Genomic DNA, 14,826 nt, shown 5'->3' with positions numbered 1-14,826 from the left:
ACAAGGCCTTTTTCTATACGAAAGCCACAATGAGCGGCCCCAGAAGAGTCAGCAGCACATTAGCCACAGCATAGGTGATGGCAAAGGGAATGGTGGGGCTGCTATGGCCCGCCTTGGCCAGAACCTCACCAAAAGCCGGGTTGGAACTGCGGGTGCCCGCCAGTGCCCCCGCAAAAAGGGCGACATTGCGATAGCCCAGCAGATAACGGCCCGCAAGGGCCGTCACCACCAGCGGGACAAGGGTCACCACCATGCCGAGCAGAAGCAGCATCATGCCATGCCGGGCAATGATGGCCACAACCTGCTCGCCTGTCTGCAGTCCCGTCACGGCCACGAACCCGGCCAGACCAAAACTGCCCCAGAGGGAACAGACAGAGGACGGTATGGCCCCATAGGCCGGATGCCGCCCATGCCACCACCCGAACAGCAGACCGGAAAGCAGCGCACCGCCACCGCTGCCCAGCGTGACAGGCACACCACCCAGCCGGACAACCACAAGCCCGAACACCAGCCCCAGGGCCACGCCCATCATGTTGTAGACGAGGTCCGTCGCCACGGGCACGGCAGCCTGCTGGGGAGGAGCCTCCGGCGTGACGGGCGGGTTTTCACCCTCCACGGCCTCCGGCAGGACACCGGCCTTCAGCGCATCATCCCGCATAGTGCGGCGCATGGCGAGCGGCAGGATCGTGGCACAGAAAATGATGGTCCCGATGGAGCCGAAAATATAGGTCACGGCATAGCCAACAGCGACATGGGCCTGCATCTGCTGCACCTGGGCCAGCGGCAGGCCCAGTTTTTCCAGCGCAGAACTGGCCGTGCCGATGATGGCGGACTGCGTGAGTCCACCTGCCGCCAGACCGGCAGCCGTGCCCTTGTCCAGATGGAACAGCCGCCCCACCCCGAGAACCGTCACGAACGCACTGGCAGCCATAATGACGGCCAGTACGATCTCCCGCAGGGACTGCCGCCCCAGCGAGCGGAAAAAGCCCGGCCCGCTGCGGTAGCCCACGGCATAGATGAACAGGACAAACAGGACGGTCTTGAGGCTTGACCCTGCATGGCCTCCGAACTGGCTGAGCAGCACCGCCACCAGCAGAGACCCGGCAACACCCCCCAGCTGGAAGGCCCCGACCTTTATGCGCCCGACCCAGAACCCAAGACCGACGGACAGGAAAAAAGCCAGCTCCGGGGCCTGTGCGAAAAGCTGCGACAGACCGTGAGACAAAAACTGGAGCATCCCGTGACCTTTTCCCCAAGAACAGTCAGGGGAATCACCACACCTTCATCAGAACGCCATGATGACTCCCCTCCACCCTCATTCCGCTTTCGTGAAAATCTCTTCCAGATGTTCAAGAGACACGGCCTCACGGGTGTCAGGGAGAGGCTTGCCGGCATGATCCAGCTTCTCGATCTCGTAAACGACAAAACCTTCATCGTCATAGTGAACATCAATGACGAGGAAGCGGTCGGATGCCTCACCTTCACCACGATGTTCTTCCGTCTTCACCAGCGTCTGGTTTTTGGCGAAGGGCAGGTCAGCCAGTTTTTCTTCATCAATCTGACGGACGGCGTGATTCCACTCTTCGAACGTCTTCCGGATGGCCGCATAGACCTGCGAAATATCGGGGAATTCTTCCACATCCTCGGTCGTGGTGACCTCCACCGTGGCAATGTCGGACCCGAAATTAGCCTGCACCTGATAAGATTCAGGAGCAACAGTCTGCACTGCCTCCAGGATACGCTCAAGGAACTCAGGCCCGTACATGGATGAGTTGAAATTCAGCATCTTGGAACGATCAAGAGTAACACTGATTTTGGCAGTTGTGGCCATGGCCCCCTCCTGGATGAAAAAATTGCCAGACCTTACTCTACCAAAACAGGCTGCCCCGCACATCCCCCCTGAAAACCAACCCCGCCATGCCCCCCGGCACAGCCCCCTCTCAGGAAAGGCCGTTTCCCCTGATGAATGCTGACAATTCTGACCATGATGCCCGGAGGACACCATCATGTTACAAAAACGTAACATGACCTGCAGAACCCCGGCCGGAAAAAACAGGACGGCACCGCTCCCCAACCGTCCATGATCATGGAAGCCTCACACGGTACACCCTGTCACAATCACGTTTTCACTGTTCCGATCCCGTTATGAATGTCCTAGGCTGGGATACAAAACAGCGCATAAAAGTGGCTATATGCAACAAGTTTAATGGGTGGGTAAGATTATGTTACCCACCCTTTTACCCACTTTTATCCCGCCTAGGCGGCCCTTCCGTTCCGAGAGCACCAGTCCCTCACTGCCTGCTCAGACCAGCGTGTTGCTCCCCCCGTCTGGATTGAAGGAGCTGGGAACTTGTTGCTACCGACCCATCTCCAGATCGTTCTCTGGTTAACCCCAACAATCTCAGCGGTCTTCTTCACAGAAATATAAATCTGCCCGCTCATCCCTTCTCCCCCGCTCTGGTGTTCCACGCCCCTATGGCCTTCTCTTGTGCCCGACTATTCCACGGACCGTTGGCGTTACATTCCTTACAGACAGCGTAATAAAGATTGGTCAGGTAGCGGCTTTCTTTGCGTCCAACAGGTCCCCCCCCATCAGGACAAAACGGGAACGGCTTGAGTTCTGGTTCAGTCATCAACATTCCTTCCCAAACCATTATTTTTCGCAATCTCTGACCGCCGCACGGAATAGGATGGTGCCACCATCGGATAGGTGCTTGGGAGGTCCCACTTCTCCCGATACTGTTGTGGAGTCATGCCGTAAGTTGACATAAGATGCCGCCTCAGTGTCTTGAGCTTCTTCCCATCTTCTAGGCAGATGATGTAGTCATGGAATACGGACTTGCGAGGGTGCACGGCTGGAACAGGCTTCTCCTGCTCTGATTTAACCGGGCTTGCCTCAGCGGCAAGGGCATTACGAACAGAACGGATCAAACCAGGTACCGCCTCGGCTGTCACCTCATGATTTGTAAGATACGCTTCGACAATCTGAGCTGTCAGTTTTGTTATTTGATCGGGCATTCCCGCCTCCACTCCTTCCAGAACATGACCGCTATCTTGTACGGCCAGAATAAAACGGTGCTGATTACTGACCATATGCCACGGGGACAGCGGGGCCGGTAGATCGTCTCCCTGTATCGGGCGAATAAACCAGACCAGAGGTAGAGGAAAGAAGCTATTATGATTAAAAGAGTCACGCCATTCTCTCCTTCACCCATTCATTCAGTTCAGCGGCCCCGATGAGCGGCCAGAGGGTCACACACACCACGGCACTGGTCAGGCCAGGACGGTATCCACTGCTGGTACGCAGCATGCTGATGCGCCACAGAATGCCGGGGGTCAGATACCCGGCGATAAGTAGGGAGATGATCAGACCCATGATGGGACCTCCAGATCATCAGTGCCAGAGTGTGTTGAGGCTTCTGTTCCTCCCAGTTCATTCTCGTTGGCCTCAAATGAGGCCATCTTGTCTCTAACCGCCCTATCAACCCGCTCTGACAGTTGAGGGCGGCTTGCCCTAAGCTTCTCCCTTAAGCCCATGAACCCCTGGTCGCTTGTGAGTTTCTGAAGGGCTTCCACTGTTGCCGCATCCTGGATGGCCTCCACCATTTCGCGAGCTTCCACCATGCTCCTATCTTCCGGAGGCCTGTCAGTTCCGGTTTCTGCCCAATTTTTCAGGCGGGCCCCCTGTTCTGCGATAATTCGCTTCCCTTCAGGGAATATTTGCTGCAACTCATGGTTTAGCTTGTGAGGCAGGTCATAGCAGGGCTGTCCAGGAGTTTCAGGGTGCATGGTCATGGAACCAGACAGCTCGAACATGAAAGACTTTTCACAGATTGGCTGAAATCCCATCTGCCTAATCTCGTTGCGTGTTCGCCCTGTTTCTGGGTTCTCAACCTTTTCGAACTTGATCTTCTCCTGTGCCCTTAGGCAGAAAATCAAATGCGTGCGTGTTTGAATCAAGCGTGCCATCATACGCTTGTGCTGTTGCTTTGGCTTCTTCCAGCTTGGAGCGGTCATAGCTTCAACCTTCCATTGCTGGATATTACCTTGACGGTCAGTGGCCGCCGCCAGGGCCGCCCTCTCCGCCATATCAGAACATCCGCCTTCCCCGTCCCACTCATGGCTCATGCTGTCGATTACGATAACCGTTGCCCCAGCTTTCTCGGCCGCCCGGATCGCTTCGATATAACGCATCGGCTCAAAAGGCGGCTGGAAGTCAACATGGAGGAAATCAAACGTACCTTTGGAGGGGTCAGCCTTCTGACCGGGACGTGGTGCGTAATGAAGGGCACGCCCGGCTTCCGTATCGATAACGGCAATCTTCCCATTCTTTCCCTTGATCCCCTCAGCCAGCGTCAGAGCAGAGAACGTTTTTCCGGAGCCAGAAGCCCCAGCGATACCAAACAGAAGACCAATCTTTTCCCGAACGGCCGGTTTAATCGTAAAGCTCATGCCGCATCTCCAAATTCCGCCAGAATGTCATCCCTTATCTCCTGCTCTTCCTGCTCATTAATGAGCCATGCAGGGGCCTCCACGTGGGCCATGTGAGGATATCCGGGCCATTTCCCGCTCTTCATGCACTCGCTCCAGATACGGATTGCACGGGTGACATTCTCATCCGCCACATGACGGAGACTTGGAGCGGGGGTGAGAACAGAAACAGCGTAAGGAGCGTTCATCTCCACTACGATGAACCGCATTGGCTCTGGAGAAATCCCCCGTATTGCCTTCATGCCACGAGCATAAAAACGGTCCTGCGTGCGGTATTCCGTTGCAAGTGAGCGGCTCCATTGCTGGGGCGATGCACTCTTGGTCGTGCCTTTCAGGTCAAACAATGGGGATCTGGGATTATCCGGCAGGAAATCCACCATCCCACGGCACCAGATGTCCCTCTCCCGCCACGCTATGACGGCCTCGGACTGCCCCGGCTCGAAAAAAGCGGCGCAGTCCTCTCTCTGCATCAGCTGATCACGGGCCGCCTCAGCACATGCCAGAACTGCTTCATACTCATACTCCAGAAGGACAATTTTCCCTCCTGCCTGAGCTGCATCCCGAGCTTCTTTAGCTGCTTTGCTAAGGTAGTTATCAAAAGGTATCGCTACGATATCCGCTCCTTTCCCCAGAATTAGCCTGTGCAATGCCGATCCTTTCTGCATTGGCTTCGTCGGCTGGAAATCTGGCCTGTCAATATTCAGGCGAGGATGTCTGAACCGTGCATGGAGTGGGCTTTGATCTAGTAGAACCTTGGCGATTGAATTGGACAAGCTGGCCTCCGGGCACGGGTCCGCATGGTATTGCTCGCTCGTTAGGTTGTAGATGCCGGGATCGACGATCTTACTCATCACTCACCCTCCTTGAGCCATTCTTTTTCCCGCAGGCGGGCAAGCTTGATCAAAAGGCGGTATTCGTCACCGTATCTATTACTTCCGTGTTTTCTCCGAACAGCATCTTCAAACTCTGATAGGGTTCCAGAAAAACACCCCCTGTTCACAGAAACCCCGTTCTCTGTGCGGAATATTGTAAGAACGCCGCATTCTGATCCAACAGGGCCAACGAAAAAATAATCCGTTTTCCCAGAAATGCGGGCATCACAGGACACCTTGGCATTCCCGAACACCTTGGCATCCCCGAACACCCTGGCATCCCCGTACACCTCGGCATCACCGAACACCAGGGCATCACCGTACACCTCGGCATACCCGTACACCTTGGCCTCCCGGGAGACTTTGGCATCCCCGAACACCCTGGCATCCCCGTACACCTCGGCATCACCGAACACCAGGGCATCACCGTACACCTCGGCATACCCGTACACCTTGGCCTCCCGGGAGACTTTGGCATTCCCGAACACCTGGGCATTATCGAACACCTTGGCATCACCGAGCACAAAGGCATTATCGTACACCTCGGCATTATCGAACACCTTGGCATCCCAGGACACCCCGGCATCCCCGAACACCCTGGCATCCCCGTACACCTCGGCACGCCCGGACACCAGGGCATCACCGTACACCTCGGCATACCCGTACACCTTGGCCTCCCGGGAGACTTTGGCATTCCCGAACACCTGGGCATTATCGAACACCTTGGCATTCCCGAACACAAAGGCATTATCGAACACCTTGGCATTATCGAACACCTTGGCATTATCGAACACCTTGGCATTATCGAACACGCTGGCATTCCCGAAGATCCACGCATTACCCGATTGATCAAGGTTAAATTCTGTTTCTACGTATCCACCTAAATCGCCCGGTGAAACCCCGGCAGACTCTATGTCGACGAGTGCCCGAATACGGTGCAGAGTGCGCCCTTGGAAACTTATTGTCTCTTCCGTCAGTTCGTATTTTTTCTCGCTCATCTTGCTCCTCCCTTTTCACTGGAGCATGCGGGCGTATGAACGGGTTTTTCCGCATCTTCGTGGCAGGCGACAATTCCCTGAGCCCCAAGGGCACAAATAAGTATGATGAAAAACACCTTTTCCATCAGAACGCCCCCATCTCAATGAGCTTACGCATCATCACGGTTGCATCATGCTCAAGGCCGCTTGCATAAAGGTGTTGTCCGTTCTGGGATGCACTATCTGACTCCTGAAGCAGGCTCTTGATATCTTCCTTCAGCGATCCAATGTGACGCCTGGTCATAATCTGATATTCCGACCGCTCCAGAGTTCCCGGGCATAAAAAGGACGCACTTTTCCTGACTGCGTTTTTCAGCATCTCAAAAAATCCTCAGTTTATTTGGTAGTTCTAACTAGCGGTTACGCCGCTTCACTCTTCCGGTTATAATCGTGACGTTGCTTTATAGCGTCTTCATGCCGCTTAACTTCCGTTACGCCCGTATCGTCTTCGTCGATACAATCGCTTAACTTGCCTCTCAGCTTATCGAGCGCATCGAACGCCACGTACGTTTCATCTTCCAGGCACTCATTCAGCCAGTCATTCTTGTCCAGAACGTCAGCTGTACGGCTGATCAGCGCAAGAACGGCACGCTTTGAAGGATTACGGCCATTCTCGACACGCTCCAGAAGGCCGCTATCTGAGGGGCGTTTGGTACGAGAAATTTGGGACTCAATGGCGTTCATTTGGTCTCTCCCCTGATCGTCAGGGCATCAAGGTCTTCATTCCTGAAGTGGCCAATGGCAGGGAAAGATGATTCAGTAATCGGACCACGCATCTCCTGTGGATATGACAGGCTGTCAATCAGGGTATCGATAGCAACTTTCGCTGTTATGAGTTCGTTTCGCTCATCTATTGTCAGGCCGCTTGCCTCCGAAATCATTTCCAGGTCGGCATGGACCGCCTTGATTCGAGACAGGGCTTCATTCCTGCTGTTTTCCACCTCGTCACCTCCGTGTTCGTGTGGTGTGAGGTCATAGGTAAGCTTTTATGCTTATAATGTCAATGCCGATTAAAAGCTTTTATGCTTTATTCTTTTATGAGACATCCTGCCAACAGACACAAAAAAAACGCCCCGAAGGGCGGTTGAAATAAATTAAGCAATCTATTTTTTCCTCGTTATCTTATAATCATGACTGTTTTCATGCATACGAACTGACAAAAAAACTAAGCCCAGCATAAATGTTGCCAGCATATGGCAGAAAAATGGAAGAACCATACACAAAAACAAAAACCTTCCTATAAAGACAAAACAAGGAATTAAAAATGAAGAAGGAATTATTTTTATAAATAAGGGTAAAAAACTACATAATAAAACCAAAATTATAGAAATTTCCGACAGATAACCGAACAAAATACAATAAAACTGTCTTCTCGAAAGACAATCTTCTCCTAGAAAAACACCCTCTCCTCTTAACGGCATTTCTAAAGAATAATCTTTTGTTCCCGGGAATGTTGCGATAGCTGCCAAGGCAGTAATAAAAAAACCAGCCAAAGCAGCCAAAAATGCCCCCATCTCAGATGTTAGACCATTTTCCCCAGAAATTTGGAAATTAGGAGAAAATGCAGAAAAAGATATTACAAAACCAAAAAATACAGACCACTTATCAATACGATTTTTTTGTTTATTTCTTATACGAAAATATCTCCTCACTGGCAGAATGAGAAACGCAAACATCTTATACATCCTAGTACTGAGAAGATATGATCTCATTTAGATATGTATGATCTACTTCTATCATTTTGTCACGTATCTTTTCATGAACTTCATGGCACACCGGAGGAAGAATATCATCAAATTGTATTATTACACGCCTATGAACTAAATCGGATAGAATATCCTGTATATCAGCAATACGTGAAGATGCTGTATGGCTATTCCCAGAATTATCGCGATACTTTAAAGTGTAATCTTCGTATTTTTTAGCAGTTTTTGATGCTAAAAGTTTATTCACCCATGAAAATGAATTCTTCTCCTTAACTTTGAAAATCAATTTCGACTCTTTAGGTGCAGCTATATCTTCATCATGGAGTTCGTCGTTAATTGGCTTTCTCTTAAAATCAAAATATGTTATTTCAGCTCCATTAAGTTCTTCCTTAAGAGAAGAATCAACAGATTTTGATGCTGACAACCTACCTTGCACAATATTATCGTTTCCATCTGTAAATTGAACATATTTTTTTAGAATGTTATTTAAAAATTTAAATGCTAAATGTGGAGATATAACATTACCTTTTTCCACGATAACAGTATATCCACTTACTTTTTCAGAGAAATCTATGAGAATATGTATAGCTTCAGCTGTATGTTCATTGTCATGCATTGCTGCATTCCTAAAATTAAAATTTCTTTCATCTCCAACGGCTTGATCATGTTCCCTATCAATTGCACCAAGAAGAATTATTGCAAGCTTATCCTCTCTATATATATCACTTATGCAGCCACTATACCTATAATCGTGAGAAGTTTTTGAAGGTGAAAAATCACATTCACATGTGTTCCCCAATTCTCTCAAATTATAAATTTCATTAATTGCATCCTTCAAAGAAAGATTTTCCGAAGGCTTCCCTAAAACACAATAGCTTGCCTTATAGAACCAAAAATTACGCTGAAACCTATCTGCCATTTTTATAATCTCCCTATACTTCTAAAAAGGTTTATCAACAAACTACTTCCACACCCACTTCCCGACCACGCGTCCCTGTATCATCACATCCATCACAGGTTGGTCATACGGAGCATAATCCGGGTTCTTGCTGATGATGCGGAGAACATCCTGCTCAGGGGATGAACCGGGGATGATCTGGACCATCTTCACCACCAGACCGTAGCGATTGTGGATGATGTAGGCCCCATCATGCGAAACGGTCCGGTCCCCCACATCCACAAGGACTTTCTCCCCCGGAAGATAATCCGGGACCATGGACTCACCTGCCACCGTGACGATGGCCAGATTGTTGAGCGAGGTGGCCCGTACCCCAGCCAGGGCACTTCTGGGGATTGTCCATATCTTGGACGCGTCTTGCAGGTCAGGAACCTCTAGTCCCGCGCCGGCCTCAGCTTGCACGTCAAACTCAGGGATCTGCACCATGCCATAGGTGCCGTCCAGATGACTCTGCTTTGGATGCGCCATGTCTGTGGTGGATGGCTTATTTTCGTTACCAGCCAGCAAAGAAGCATATCTGGCCTTTATCTTTTCTTCAGTGCGGGCGGATAACGCATTGCTGCTCTGGGCATCGTCCATGAAACGACTGACCGTAGTTTGAGCAAGCTTACACTCTTTGGCTATGCGGGAGTAACTATGTCCGGAAAGCTGGGCAATATGATCAATCCATGCCTTCTGACGAATGCGTGTCGATAAATCAGTCATAAGCTTTTTTGCTCCGATGTATGCAAAAAAGATACAAGCAAAAAAGCATTTACATTATAAGCATAAAAGCTTAATTAACTCTTATGAAACTTATTACTTATTCCCAGATTGCAGCCCTCGCTCAGGAGAAAAACCTTTCCCTGAATGAGCTGGCAAGAAAAGCAGGCGTTGCACGGTCTGTTTTGGACAGATGGCGGTCAGGGAAAACCGCGCCGACCCTGAGAACTGTAGGGAAAATTCAAAATGCCCTGTCATCTACCCCCACCCAGAGGAGCGCATCATGAGCGTATCCATCGCCACAACCAGCCTCACAATGTCCAGCCGTGAGATTGCGGAGCTGATGGGGAAAGCCCACCGCAACGTCGTTCGTGACATCGAAAAGATGCTGAATGTCATCGGGAAAGATGTGCTCAACTTTGAGCACATCTATCATGACAGCTACGGACGGGATCAAAAAGAATATCGGCTCCCCAAGAACCTGACAATCAACCTAGTTGCCGGGTACCGGCCTGACCTGCGACTGAAGATCATCGACCGCTGGCTCGAACTGGAACAGCAGGCTCAACCTCGTGTCCCCACCACTCTATCCGAAGCCCTACGCCTAGCCGCCGAAAAGGCGGAACGTGTGGAATTGCTAGAGCCAAAGGCTGCCGCTCTGGACGCTATTAGCCAATCACAGGACGATTTGGGCGTGCGGGATGCTGGGCGTGAGCTGGGCATCGGACAGACACGTCTAGCCCGTCTCCTGATTGAACGCCGCTGGGCCTGCCGTGAAGGTAGCCGCTCCAAGCTGAAAGCCGCCCATTACGGGCTCTCCAACGGATACGTTCGTTTCGTGACCCGCTGCTACACGGACCCGCACACCGGTGAAGACCGCCTATCTGATGTGATGGTTCTGACCCGCAAAGGGCTGACCCGAATGGCTGAGACCGTTGCCAAGGAAGGAATTCCGGCATGAGCGGCGTCAACAAGGTGATCCTTGTCGGCAATCTGGGGCGTGACCCAGAAGTCAGGAACACACAGTCCGGCAGCAAGATTGTCAATCTAGCCATCGGCGCCAGCGACACATGGCAGGACCGCAACACAGGTGAGCGGCGGGAACGCACAACGTGGCACCGTGTCTCCATTTTTGATGAGCGTGTTGGTGATGTGGCGCAGCGTTACCTCCGCAAGGGCCGCAAGGTCTACATCGAGGGCGAACTCCGCACCCGCAAATGGAAAGACCAGCAGGGCGTGGAAAAATATACGACTGAGGTCGTGATCGACCGCTTCCGGGGCAGTCTCATACTGCTCGACAGTCAGGGCCAAACCCGTCAGCCCCAGCCCGCACAATCCAACAACAGCCAGCAGTACCAGAGCAGCACCTCAATGAGCGACTTCGCCGGATATGGCGATGACGAAAACCTATTCTGATGGAGAATAAGATGACCAACAAAACAGCCAACAATGTGGGCGGAATTGCCGCTGACCGCCTTCGCTCCATCGTCGAGCGTGTCGAGCGTCTGGAAGATGAACGCAAGGCACTTGGTTCCGACATCCGGGACGTGTTCACGGAGGCCAAGTCAGCTGGTTTTGACGTGAAGGCGATCAAGCAGATTCTCAAGCTCCGCAAGCAGAACCCTGCTGACGTCGATGAACAGGAAATGCTTGTCGACACGTACCGGAGGGCACTGGGAATATGAGTATTCTGGATTTTATTGTGAACTGCTGTACCATGATCAGGGCTGAAAACCGCGCCCTGAAACTGGCCCTCAGCAGTGCGAGAGAACGGCTGCTCACCGAGATGGCATACATCCGGAAACTGGCAGAGGACAGGGACGCCCTGATCGCCCAGAACTGCCGCCTGCGTGCCCAGCGGGATGACGCCCTAGCGTGCCGGAAGCGTGATGATAAGGGAAGGTTCGTCAGGTGAGACACTGCGAGGATATCCTCCACGCCTCCATCTGGAGGCAGCTCCAGCACCTGCTCCCTGAGGGGTGCCTGTCATGGTCCGTCGAGAACCGGAGGAATGGGAAACGTGAAGGCAGACGGCGAAAAAACCGAGGGTGTATTCCCGGCGTACCAGACCTTCATTTCCTGCACGATGGCCGCCTGCTCTGCGTGGAACTCAAAACAAAATCAGGTCGCCTCAATGAAGCGCAGGCGGCCCTGCATGAAAGGATCCGCCAGTGTGGCGGGGCTGTGAGTGTGTGCCGGTCTCTAGAGGACGTTGTGGCGTTCCTGACAGAGAATGGCGTGAAGATGAAAGGCTCGGTCGCATGAGCATTGAAGCTATCAACTGGGCAAAAAAACAGCGTGTCAGCCCAACCCAGAAGCTGGTTCTTCTGGTGCTGGCCGATTGTGCTGACAGCGATGGTCTGGCCTTCCCCTCCATGAGCTATCTGGAAGAGGTCACTGGCCTTAGCGATAAAGCAATTCGCACTGCAAAGAAGGCAATGCTGAATGCCGGTTTCCTCGTGAAGGAAAGCTGGATGCGGCTCAATGACGTGCGTCTCTCTATGACCGCCAATTCCGAGGAAACGGAACCTCGTTCCGTAAAAACGGAACGTAATTCCCAAAAAACGGAACCTCGTTCCACTTCATCAAAAACGGAACCTCGTTCCGTCTTGGCGGAACCTCCTTCCATCAAAACGGAACCTCGTTCCGCAGTACCAGAACCACCAATAACCACCAATAACCATCACTCTATCCCCCCTACCCCCCATCCGAAGGAATCGACCGCCTCGAAACCGAAATCGTCACAACCGAAAATCGATCTGCCCGACTGGATGCCAGTCGAGGCGTGGGATGGGTTCGTGGAGATGCGCCGGAAATCGAAAAGGCCGTTCACCGACCGGGCGGCGCAGCTGATCGTGAAAAAATTGGACGAATTCCGGCAGCAGGGACACGACCCAGGGGAGGTTCTCGACCAGTCCACGGTCAACGGGTGGCAGGGAATTTTTCCGCCAAAAAACGACCGTAACGGCCCACTGCCCCACAACGTCACCCCGTTCCCCAGCCGGATGAGCCGAGAGGAGGAAAACCGCCGGGCGTCCATGGATTTCCTGAAGGGTTTGGCCAATGGATAACCAGCTCACAGTCACCGGAGAATCGCGGTTCCCCACCATGATCCGGGGGGGAAAGATCGAGTTCAGCCCCGGCCTGCTCAAGGCGATCGAGCAGCAGACGGACGCCCCCGATGCCAGCCATCTCCCCTACCTGCCCCGTGCCGTTGTGGCGGAGGCGAGGAAGGCCGCAGAGGCGATTGAGGCAAAGTTCCTGTCCCCCGCAGAGCCGGCTGAATTGCGGGAATTTCTTGTGACATTGCATCACTCGCTGAACGCAATCGCCATCAAGCCTCTGGACCGTGAAACGCTGGAATTGAGGGTTGCGGCGGCCCAGATGACACTCGAAGACGCACCACGCTGTGCGTTCGGGGACAAGTTCGCCAAAGCCTGCTTCGCCCGGTTCAAGTGGATGCCAACTCCGGCTGATTTTCTGGAGCTGGCCAACGAGCTGGCGGAAGAATATCGGGCCAAGGTCACCAAGGTTCGCCTGATCGTGACCCACGATGCCGGGAAACGGTTCACGCTGGGTTATGCTCCGCCGCTAGAGCACGAACCGACCGAACCGCCGCAGCTCACCCGTGACCAGGAGGAAACTCTCAGGTCGGCCAGGAAGGGCGTCAATGACGAGATAAAAACCAAACGAGAGGCGATGGTGGGATGAATATGCCTCTATCAGCCTCACAGGACGTCGCTGAGTGCGGTGCAAATCATTCTACGATAGGATGACACCGGGCACGACACAGGCGTGGCTCAGAGAGCTTCTGTGAAGGTATTTTATTTTGAAGGCCACGACAGGAGGTATGCATGAACAGAACATGCCGGAAATGCGGGGCTGAGAAATCCCTTACCGAATTCTGCAAGGACAGCCGAAGCAAAGGCGGATATCGCCACACATGCTTGCAATGCTACCGGGCCGAACGAAAGAAGATTTATGCCGAAAAAGCGGCAAGACAAATACCAAAAATTTCAACAACATCCGTGGTGAACGGGCAGAAAATCTGCGGACAGTGCCTACAGACATTACCTGTTTCCCGATTCAGTCGAGACAGGAGCAAAACCTGCGGCCTGCAATGGCGTTGCAAGGGATGCGTCGAGAAAAACAAAGCAGCCCGTCAAACCAAGAATAACGGGCAGTCAAAAACCAGAAAAACACGGGAATTCCCACCGTTCAAAGGGTATGGGATGTCCGCATGATGCCTGAAACCACATTCGGGAATGATAGAGCTGGGCAGGCCAAAAAAAACCGCCCGGGGGACGATCCCGGGCGGTCGTGACTGCTGTTCTTGTTTGTTGGGGTGTGAACTAATTATCACGGCAGGACGGGCAGCGCAATGGGCGAAACAACAGAAAAACGAACAAAATTAGACCGGCATCTGGAATCCCTGAACGCCACATCAGAGCAGTGCGAGGCAGCAGAGTGGTTCTGGACAAGGGAAATCTGGGCAAGACACGGGGTGCGTGATCCAGTTCTGGATGCCGTCCCCTCACGATACAACAGCGCCGGGCAGGAAGAAGCATCCGGCGATGAACTGACATGGCGGCTTTCGCGAGCCGACACGCATGCAATACTCAGGACATTCTATGACCAGCATGGATGGGGCTATTGGGGGCTGGCGTATTCGTTTCTGGTCGAGCAGAAATCGTTTCAAGAGATCGGGGCGGCGTACCGTCCAGAACTCAAAAATACCCAGAAATATGAACACGGGCGTCGGTTGTGCCTCGACCTCTTGGATCGTCTAGTAATTTGGCTGTCTGATTATCGCAAAGAACGGCGGAAAACAGCCAACAAAACGGCAGACGGGCACCCTTGGCCAAGATCGCCACGAGCCGTCATTGTAGAAAGCTGTTGACGAGACCGAAAAAAAACCCTATCAAATCGCTAGCTTTGGAATTTGTGCGCCTATCCTTTCCGTGCTTGTCTTGTAGGGCGCACAATTAGCCCCCGCCGACTTTGAACCTCGTGCGGGGGTTTTCTATTTATCTGCCATAGCTGCTCCTTCCATGTTTTCA

The 14,826-nt window shown here is 52.5% G+C and carries 24 protein-coding genes; 10 read left to right on the top strand and 14 right to left on the bottom strand.

What is annotated here, in order from left to right:
- Nucleotides 1-13: 13 nt before the first annotated feature.
- From NQF87_RS00110 to NQF87_RS00050, 14 genes are all read right to left on the bottom strand, one after another.
- Nucleotides 14-1,237 (bottom strand): aspartate-alanine antiporter-like transporter, encoded by a 1,224-nt coding sequence (locus tag NQF87_RS00110; protein ID WP_266126411.1) that lies wholly within the window; start codon nucleotides 1,235-1,237, stop codon nucleotides 14-16.
- Between the two features lie 78 nt (nucleotides 1,238-1,315).
- Nucleotides 1,316-1,831 carry a hypothetical protein gene (locus NQF87_RS00105; protein ID WP_266126410.1) on the bottom strand — a complete coding sequence of 172 codons (516 nt, stop codon included), beginning with the start codon at nucleotides 1,829-1,831 and terminating at the stop codon, nucleotides 1,316-1,318.
- 425 nt (nucleotides 1,832-2,256) lie between these two features.
- Nucleotides 2,257-2,442 carry a helix-turn-helix transcriptional regulator gene (locus NQF87_RS08805; RefSeq protein ID WP_407651971.1) on the bottom strand — a complete coding sequence of 62 codons (186 nt, stop codon included), beginning with the start codon at nucleotides 2,440-2,442 and terminating at the stop codon, nucleotides 2,257-2,259.
- A gap of 183 nt (nucleotides 2,443-2,625) precedes the next feature.
- Complete coding sequence (locus NQF87_RS00100; RefSeq protein ID WP_266127005.1) at nucleotides 2,626-3,018, bottom strand: MucR family transcriptional regulator; 393 nt, start codon at nucleotides 3,016-3,018, stop codon at nucleotides 2,626-2,628.
- A 172-nt stretch (nucleotides 3,019-3,190) separates the two neighbouring features.
- The gene (locus NQF87_RS00095; protein WP_266126409.1) at nucleotides 3,191-3,376 is read right to left on the bottom strand and encodes a hypothetical protein; all 186 of its coding nucleotides are present in this window, start codon (nucleotides 3,374-3,376) and stop codon (nucleotides 3,191-3,193) included.
- Nucleotides 3,367-4,452: an AAA family ATPase gene (locus tag NQF87_RS00090; RefSeq protein ID WP_266126408.1), complete on the bottom strand. Its 1,086-nt coding sequence runs from the start codon at nucleotides 4,450-4,452 to the stop codon at nucleotides 3,367-3,369. The genes NQF87_RS00095 and NQF87_RS00090 overlap by 10 nt, the downstream gene beginning before the upstream one ends.
- A complete protein-coding gene (locus tag NQF87_RS00085; protein WP_266127004.1) occupies nucleotides 4,449-5,342 on the bottom strand; it encodes a PD-(D/E)XK nuclease-like domain-containing protein in 894 nt (297 codons plus the stop codon). The genes NQF87_RS00090 and NQF87_RS00085 overlap by 4 nt, the downstream gene beginning before the upstream one ends.
- Entirely contained in the window at nucleotides 5,342-6,361 is a 1,020-nt protein-coding gene (locus NQF87_RS00080) for a hypothetical protein (RefSeq protein ID WP_266126407.1), read from the bottom strand. Before NQF87_RS00080 ends, NQF87_RS00085 begins: the two co-directional genes overlap by 1 nt.
- 124 nt (nucleotides 6,362-6,485) lie before the next feature.
- Nucleotides 6,486-6,719, bottom strand: a complete 234-nt coding sequence (locus NQF87_RS00075) for a hypothetical protein (protein ID WP_266126406.1) — start codon at nucleotides 6,717-6,719, stop codon at nucleotides 6,486-6,488.
- Between the two features lie 41 nt (nucleotides 6,720-6,760).
- Nucleotides 6,761-7,084: a hypothetical protein gene (locus NQF87_RS00070; protein ID WP_266126405.1), complete on the bottom strand. Its 324-nt coding sequence runs from the start codon at nucleotides 7,082-7,084 to the stop codon at nucleotides 6,761-6,763.
- Complete coding sequence (locus tag NQF87_RS00065; protein WP_266126404.1) at nucleotides 7,081-7,341, bottom strand: hypothetical protein; 261 nt, start codon at nucleotides 7,339-7,341, stop codon at nucleotides 7,081-7,083. The genes NQF87_RS00070 and NQF87_RS00065 overlap by 4 nt, the downstream gene beginning before the upstream one ends.
- Nucleotides 7,342-7,503: 162 nt before the next feature.
- On the bottom strand, nucleotides 7,504-8,076 hold the full coding sequence (locus NQF87_RS00060) for a hypothetical protein (RefSeq protein ID WP_266126403.1): 573 nt from the start codon (nucleotides 8,074-8,076) through the stop codon (nucleotides 7,504-7,506).
- Nucleotides 8,077-8,086: 10 nt separating this feature from the next.
- Nucleotides 8,087-9,025 (bottom strand): hypothetical protein, encoded by a 939-nt coding sequence (locus tag NQF87_RS00055; protein ID WP_266126402.1) that lies wholly within the window; start codon nucleotides 9,023-9,025, stop codon nucleotides 8,087-8,089.
- Between the two features lie 42 nt (nucleotides 9,026-9,067).
- Complete coding sequence (locus NQF87_RS00050; protein ID WP_266126401.1) at nucleotides 9,068-9,769, bottom strand: S24 family peptidase; 702 nt, start codon at nucleotides 9,767-9,769, stop codon at nucleotides 9,068-9,070.
- A gap of 83 nt (nucleotides 9,770-9,852) precedes the next feature.
- On the opposite strand from NQF87_RS00050, the gene NQF87_RS08800 reads away from it, so the two are divergent.
- The 10 genes from NQF87_RS08800 to NQF87_RS00005 all read left to right on the top strand — a co-directional run bounded on the left by NQF87_RS08800 (nucleotide 9,853) and on the right by NQF87_RS00005 (nucleotide 14,666).
- The gene (locus tag NQF87_RS08800) at nucleotides 9,853-10,053 is read left to right on the top strand and encodes a helix-turn-helix domain-containing protein (protein WP_407651970.1); all 201 of its coding nucleotides are present in this window, start codon (nucleotides 9,853-9,855) and stop codon (nucleotides 10,051-10,053) included.
- Entirely contained in the window at nucleotides 10,050-10,727 is a 678-nt protein-coding gene (locus NQF87_RS00045; protein WP_266126400.1) for a phage regulatory protein/antirepressor Ant, read from the top strand. Before NQF87_RS08800 ends, NQF87_RS00045 begins: the two co-directional genes overlap by 4 nt.
- The gene (gene ssb / locus NQF87_RS00040; protein WP_266126399.1) at nucleotides 10,724-11,182 is read left to right on the top strand and encodes a single-stranded DNA-binding protein; all 459 of its coding nucleotides are present in this window, start codon (nucleotides 10,724-10,726) and stop codon (nucleotides 11,180-11,182) included. The genes NQF87_RS00045 and ssb overlap by 4 nt, the downstream gene beginning before the upstream one ends.
- A gap of 11 nt (nucleotides 11,183-11,193) precedes the next feature.
- Nucleotides 11,194-11,451, top strand: a complete 258-nt coding sequence (locus NQF87_RS00035) for a DUF2312 domain-containing protein (RefSeq protein WP_266126398.1) — start codon at nucleotides 11,194-11,196, stop codon at nucleotides 11,449-11,451.
- On the top strand, nucleotides 11,448-11,681 hold the full coding sequence (locus NQF87_RS00030; RefSeq protein ID WP_266126397.1) for a hypothetical protein: 234 nt from the start codon (nucleotides 11,448-11,450) through the stop codon (nucleotides 11,679-11,681). Before NQF87_RS00035 ends, NQF87_RS00030 begins: the two co-directional genes overlap by 4 nt.
- A complete protein-coding gene (locus NQF87_RS00025; RefSeq protein ID WP_266126396.1) occupies nucleotides 11,678-12,031 on the top strand; it encodes a VRR-NUC domain-containing protein in 354 nt (117 codons plus the stop codon). The genes NQF87_RS00030 and NQF87_RS00025 overlap by 4 nt, the downstream gene beginning before the upstream one ends.
- A complete protein-coding gene (locus NQF87_RS00020; protein WP_266126395.1) occupies nucleotides 12,028-12,837 on the top strand; it encodes a helix-turn-helix domain-containing protein in 810 nt (269 codons plus the stop codon). The genes NQF87_RS00025 and NQF87_RS00020 overlap by 4 nt, the downstream gene beginning before the upstream one ends.
- Nucleotides 12,830-13,477 (top strand): hypothetical protein, encoded by a 648-nt coding sequence (locus NQF87_RS00015; RefSeq protein ID WP_266126394.1) that lies wholly within the window; start codon nucleotides 12,830-12,832, stop codon nucleotides 13,475-13,477. Before NQF87_RS00020 ends, NQF87_RS00015 begins: the two co-directional genes overlap by 8 nt.
- Nucleotides 13,478-13,620: 143 nt before the next feature.
- The gene (locus NQF87_RS00010) at nucleotides 13,621-14,010 is read left to right on the top strand and encodes a hypothetical protein (protein WP_266126393.1); all 390 of its coding nucleotides are present in this window, start codon (nucleotides 13,621-13,623) and stop codon (nucleotides 14,008-14,010) included.
- Nucleotides 14,011-14,147: 137 nt separating this feature from the next.
- Nucleotides 14,148-14,666 carry a hypothetical protein gene (locus tag NQF87_RS00005; RefSeq protein ID WP_266126392.1) on the top strand — a complete coding sequence of 173 codons (519 nt, stop codon included), beginning with the start codon at nucleotides 14,148-14,150 and terminating at the stop codon, nucleotides 14,664-14,666.
- Nucleotides 14,667-14,826: the final 160 nt, after the last annotated feature.

This window comes from Bombella dulcis (assembly GCF_026385505.1).
Classification (GTDB): domain Bacteria; phylum Pseudomonadota; class Alphaproteobacteria; order Acetobacterales; family Acetobacteraceae; genus Bombella; species Bombella dulcis.
Note: the sequence above shows the minus strand (reverse complement) of the source record. Positions and strands in the feature narration are given on the sequence as shown.

Bases quoted from the DNA above. Each gene is read 5' to 3' on its own strand.
- NQF87_RS00075 (WP_266126406.1), bottom strand. From the start codon at position 6,719: ATGCTGAAAAACGCAGTCAGGAAAAGTGCGTCCTTTTTATGCCCGGGA.
- NQF87_RS00095 (WP_266126409.1), bottom strand. From the start codon at position 3,376: ATGGGTCTGATCATCTCCCTACTTATCGCCGGGTATCTGACCCCCGGC.
- NQF87_RS00055 (WP_266126402.1), bottom strand. From the start codon at position 9,025: ATGGCAGATAGGTTTCAGCGTAATTTTTGGTTCTATAAGGCAAGCTAT.
- NQF87_RS00060 (WP_266126403.1), bottom strand. From the start codon at position 8,076: ATGTTTGCGTTTCTCATTCTGCCAGTGAGGAGATATTTTCGTATAAGA.
- NQF87_RS00070 (WP_266126405.1), bottom strand. From the start codon at position 7,084: ATGAACGCCATTGAGTCCCAAATTTCTCGTACCAAACGCCCCTCAGAT.
- NQF87_RS00080 (WP_266126407.1), bottom strand. From the start codon at position 6,361: ATGAGCGAGAAAAAATACGAACTGACGGAAGAGACAATAAGTTTCCAA.
- NQF87_RS00015 (WP_266126394.1), top strand. From the start codon at position 12,830: ATGGATAACCAGCTCACAGTCACCGGAGAATCGCGGTTCCCCACCATG.
- NQF87_RS00035 (WP_266126398.1), top strand. From the start codon at position 11,194: ATGACCAACAAAACAGCCAACAATGTGGGCGGAATTGCCGCTGACCGC.
- NQF87_RS08805 (WP_407651971.1), bottom strand. From the start codon at position 2,442: ATGAGCGGGCAGATTTATATTTCTGTGAAGAAGACCGCTGAGATTGTT.
- NQF87_RS00100 (WP_266127005.1), bottom strand. From the start codon at position 3,018: ATGCCCGATCAAATAACAAAACTGACAGCTCAGATTGTCGAAGCGTAT.
- NQF87_RS00030 (WP_266126397.1), top strand. From the start codon at position 11,448: ATGAGTATTCTGGATTTTATTGTGAACTGCTGTACCATGATCAGGGCT.
- NQF87_RS08800 (WP_407651970.1), top strand. From the start codon at position 9,853: ATGAAACTTATTACTTATTCCCAGATTGCAGCCCTCGCTCAGGAGAAA.
- NQF87_RS00010 (WP_266126393.1), top strand. From the start codon at position 13,621: ATGAACAGAACATGCCGGAAATGCGGGGCTGAGAAATCCCTTACCGAA.
- NQF87_RS00050 (WP_266126401.1), bottom strand. From the start codon at position 9,769: ATGACTGATTTATCGACACGCATTCGTCAGAAGGCATGGATTGATCAT.
- NQF87_RS00020 (WP_266126395.1), top strand. From the start codon at position 12,028: ATGAGCATTGAAGCTATCAACTGGGCAAAAAAACAGCGTGTCAGCCCA.
- NQF87_RS00110 (WP_266126411.1), bottom strand. From the start codon at position 1,237: ATGCTCCAGTTTTTGTCTCACGGTCTGTCGCAGCTTTTCGCACAGGCC.
- ssb (WP_266126399.1), top strand. From the start codon at position 10,724: ATGAGCGGCGTCAACAAGGTGATCCTTGTCGGCAATCTGGGGCGTGAC.
- NQF87_RS00105 (WP_266126410.1), bottom strand. From the start codon at position 1,831: ATGGCCACAACTGCCAAAATCAGTGTTACTCTTGATCGTTCCAAGATG.
- NQF87_RS00045 (WP_266126400.1), top strand. From the start codon at position 10,050: ATGAGCGTATCCATCGCCACAACCAGCCTCACAATGTCCAGCCGTGAG.
- NQF87_RS00005 (WP_266126392.1), top strand. From the start codon at position 14,148: ATGGGCGAAACAACAGAAAAACGAACAAAATTAGACCGGCATCTGGAA.
- NQF87_RS00085 (WP_266127004.1), bottom strand. From the start codon at position 5,342: ATGAGTAAGATCGTCGATCCCGGCATCTACAACCTAACGAGCGAGCAA.
- NQF87_RS00090 (WP_266126408.1), bottom strand. From the start codon at position 4,452: ATGAGCTTTACGATTAAACCGGCCGTTCGGGAAAAGATTGGTCTTCTG.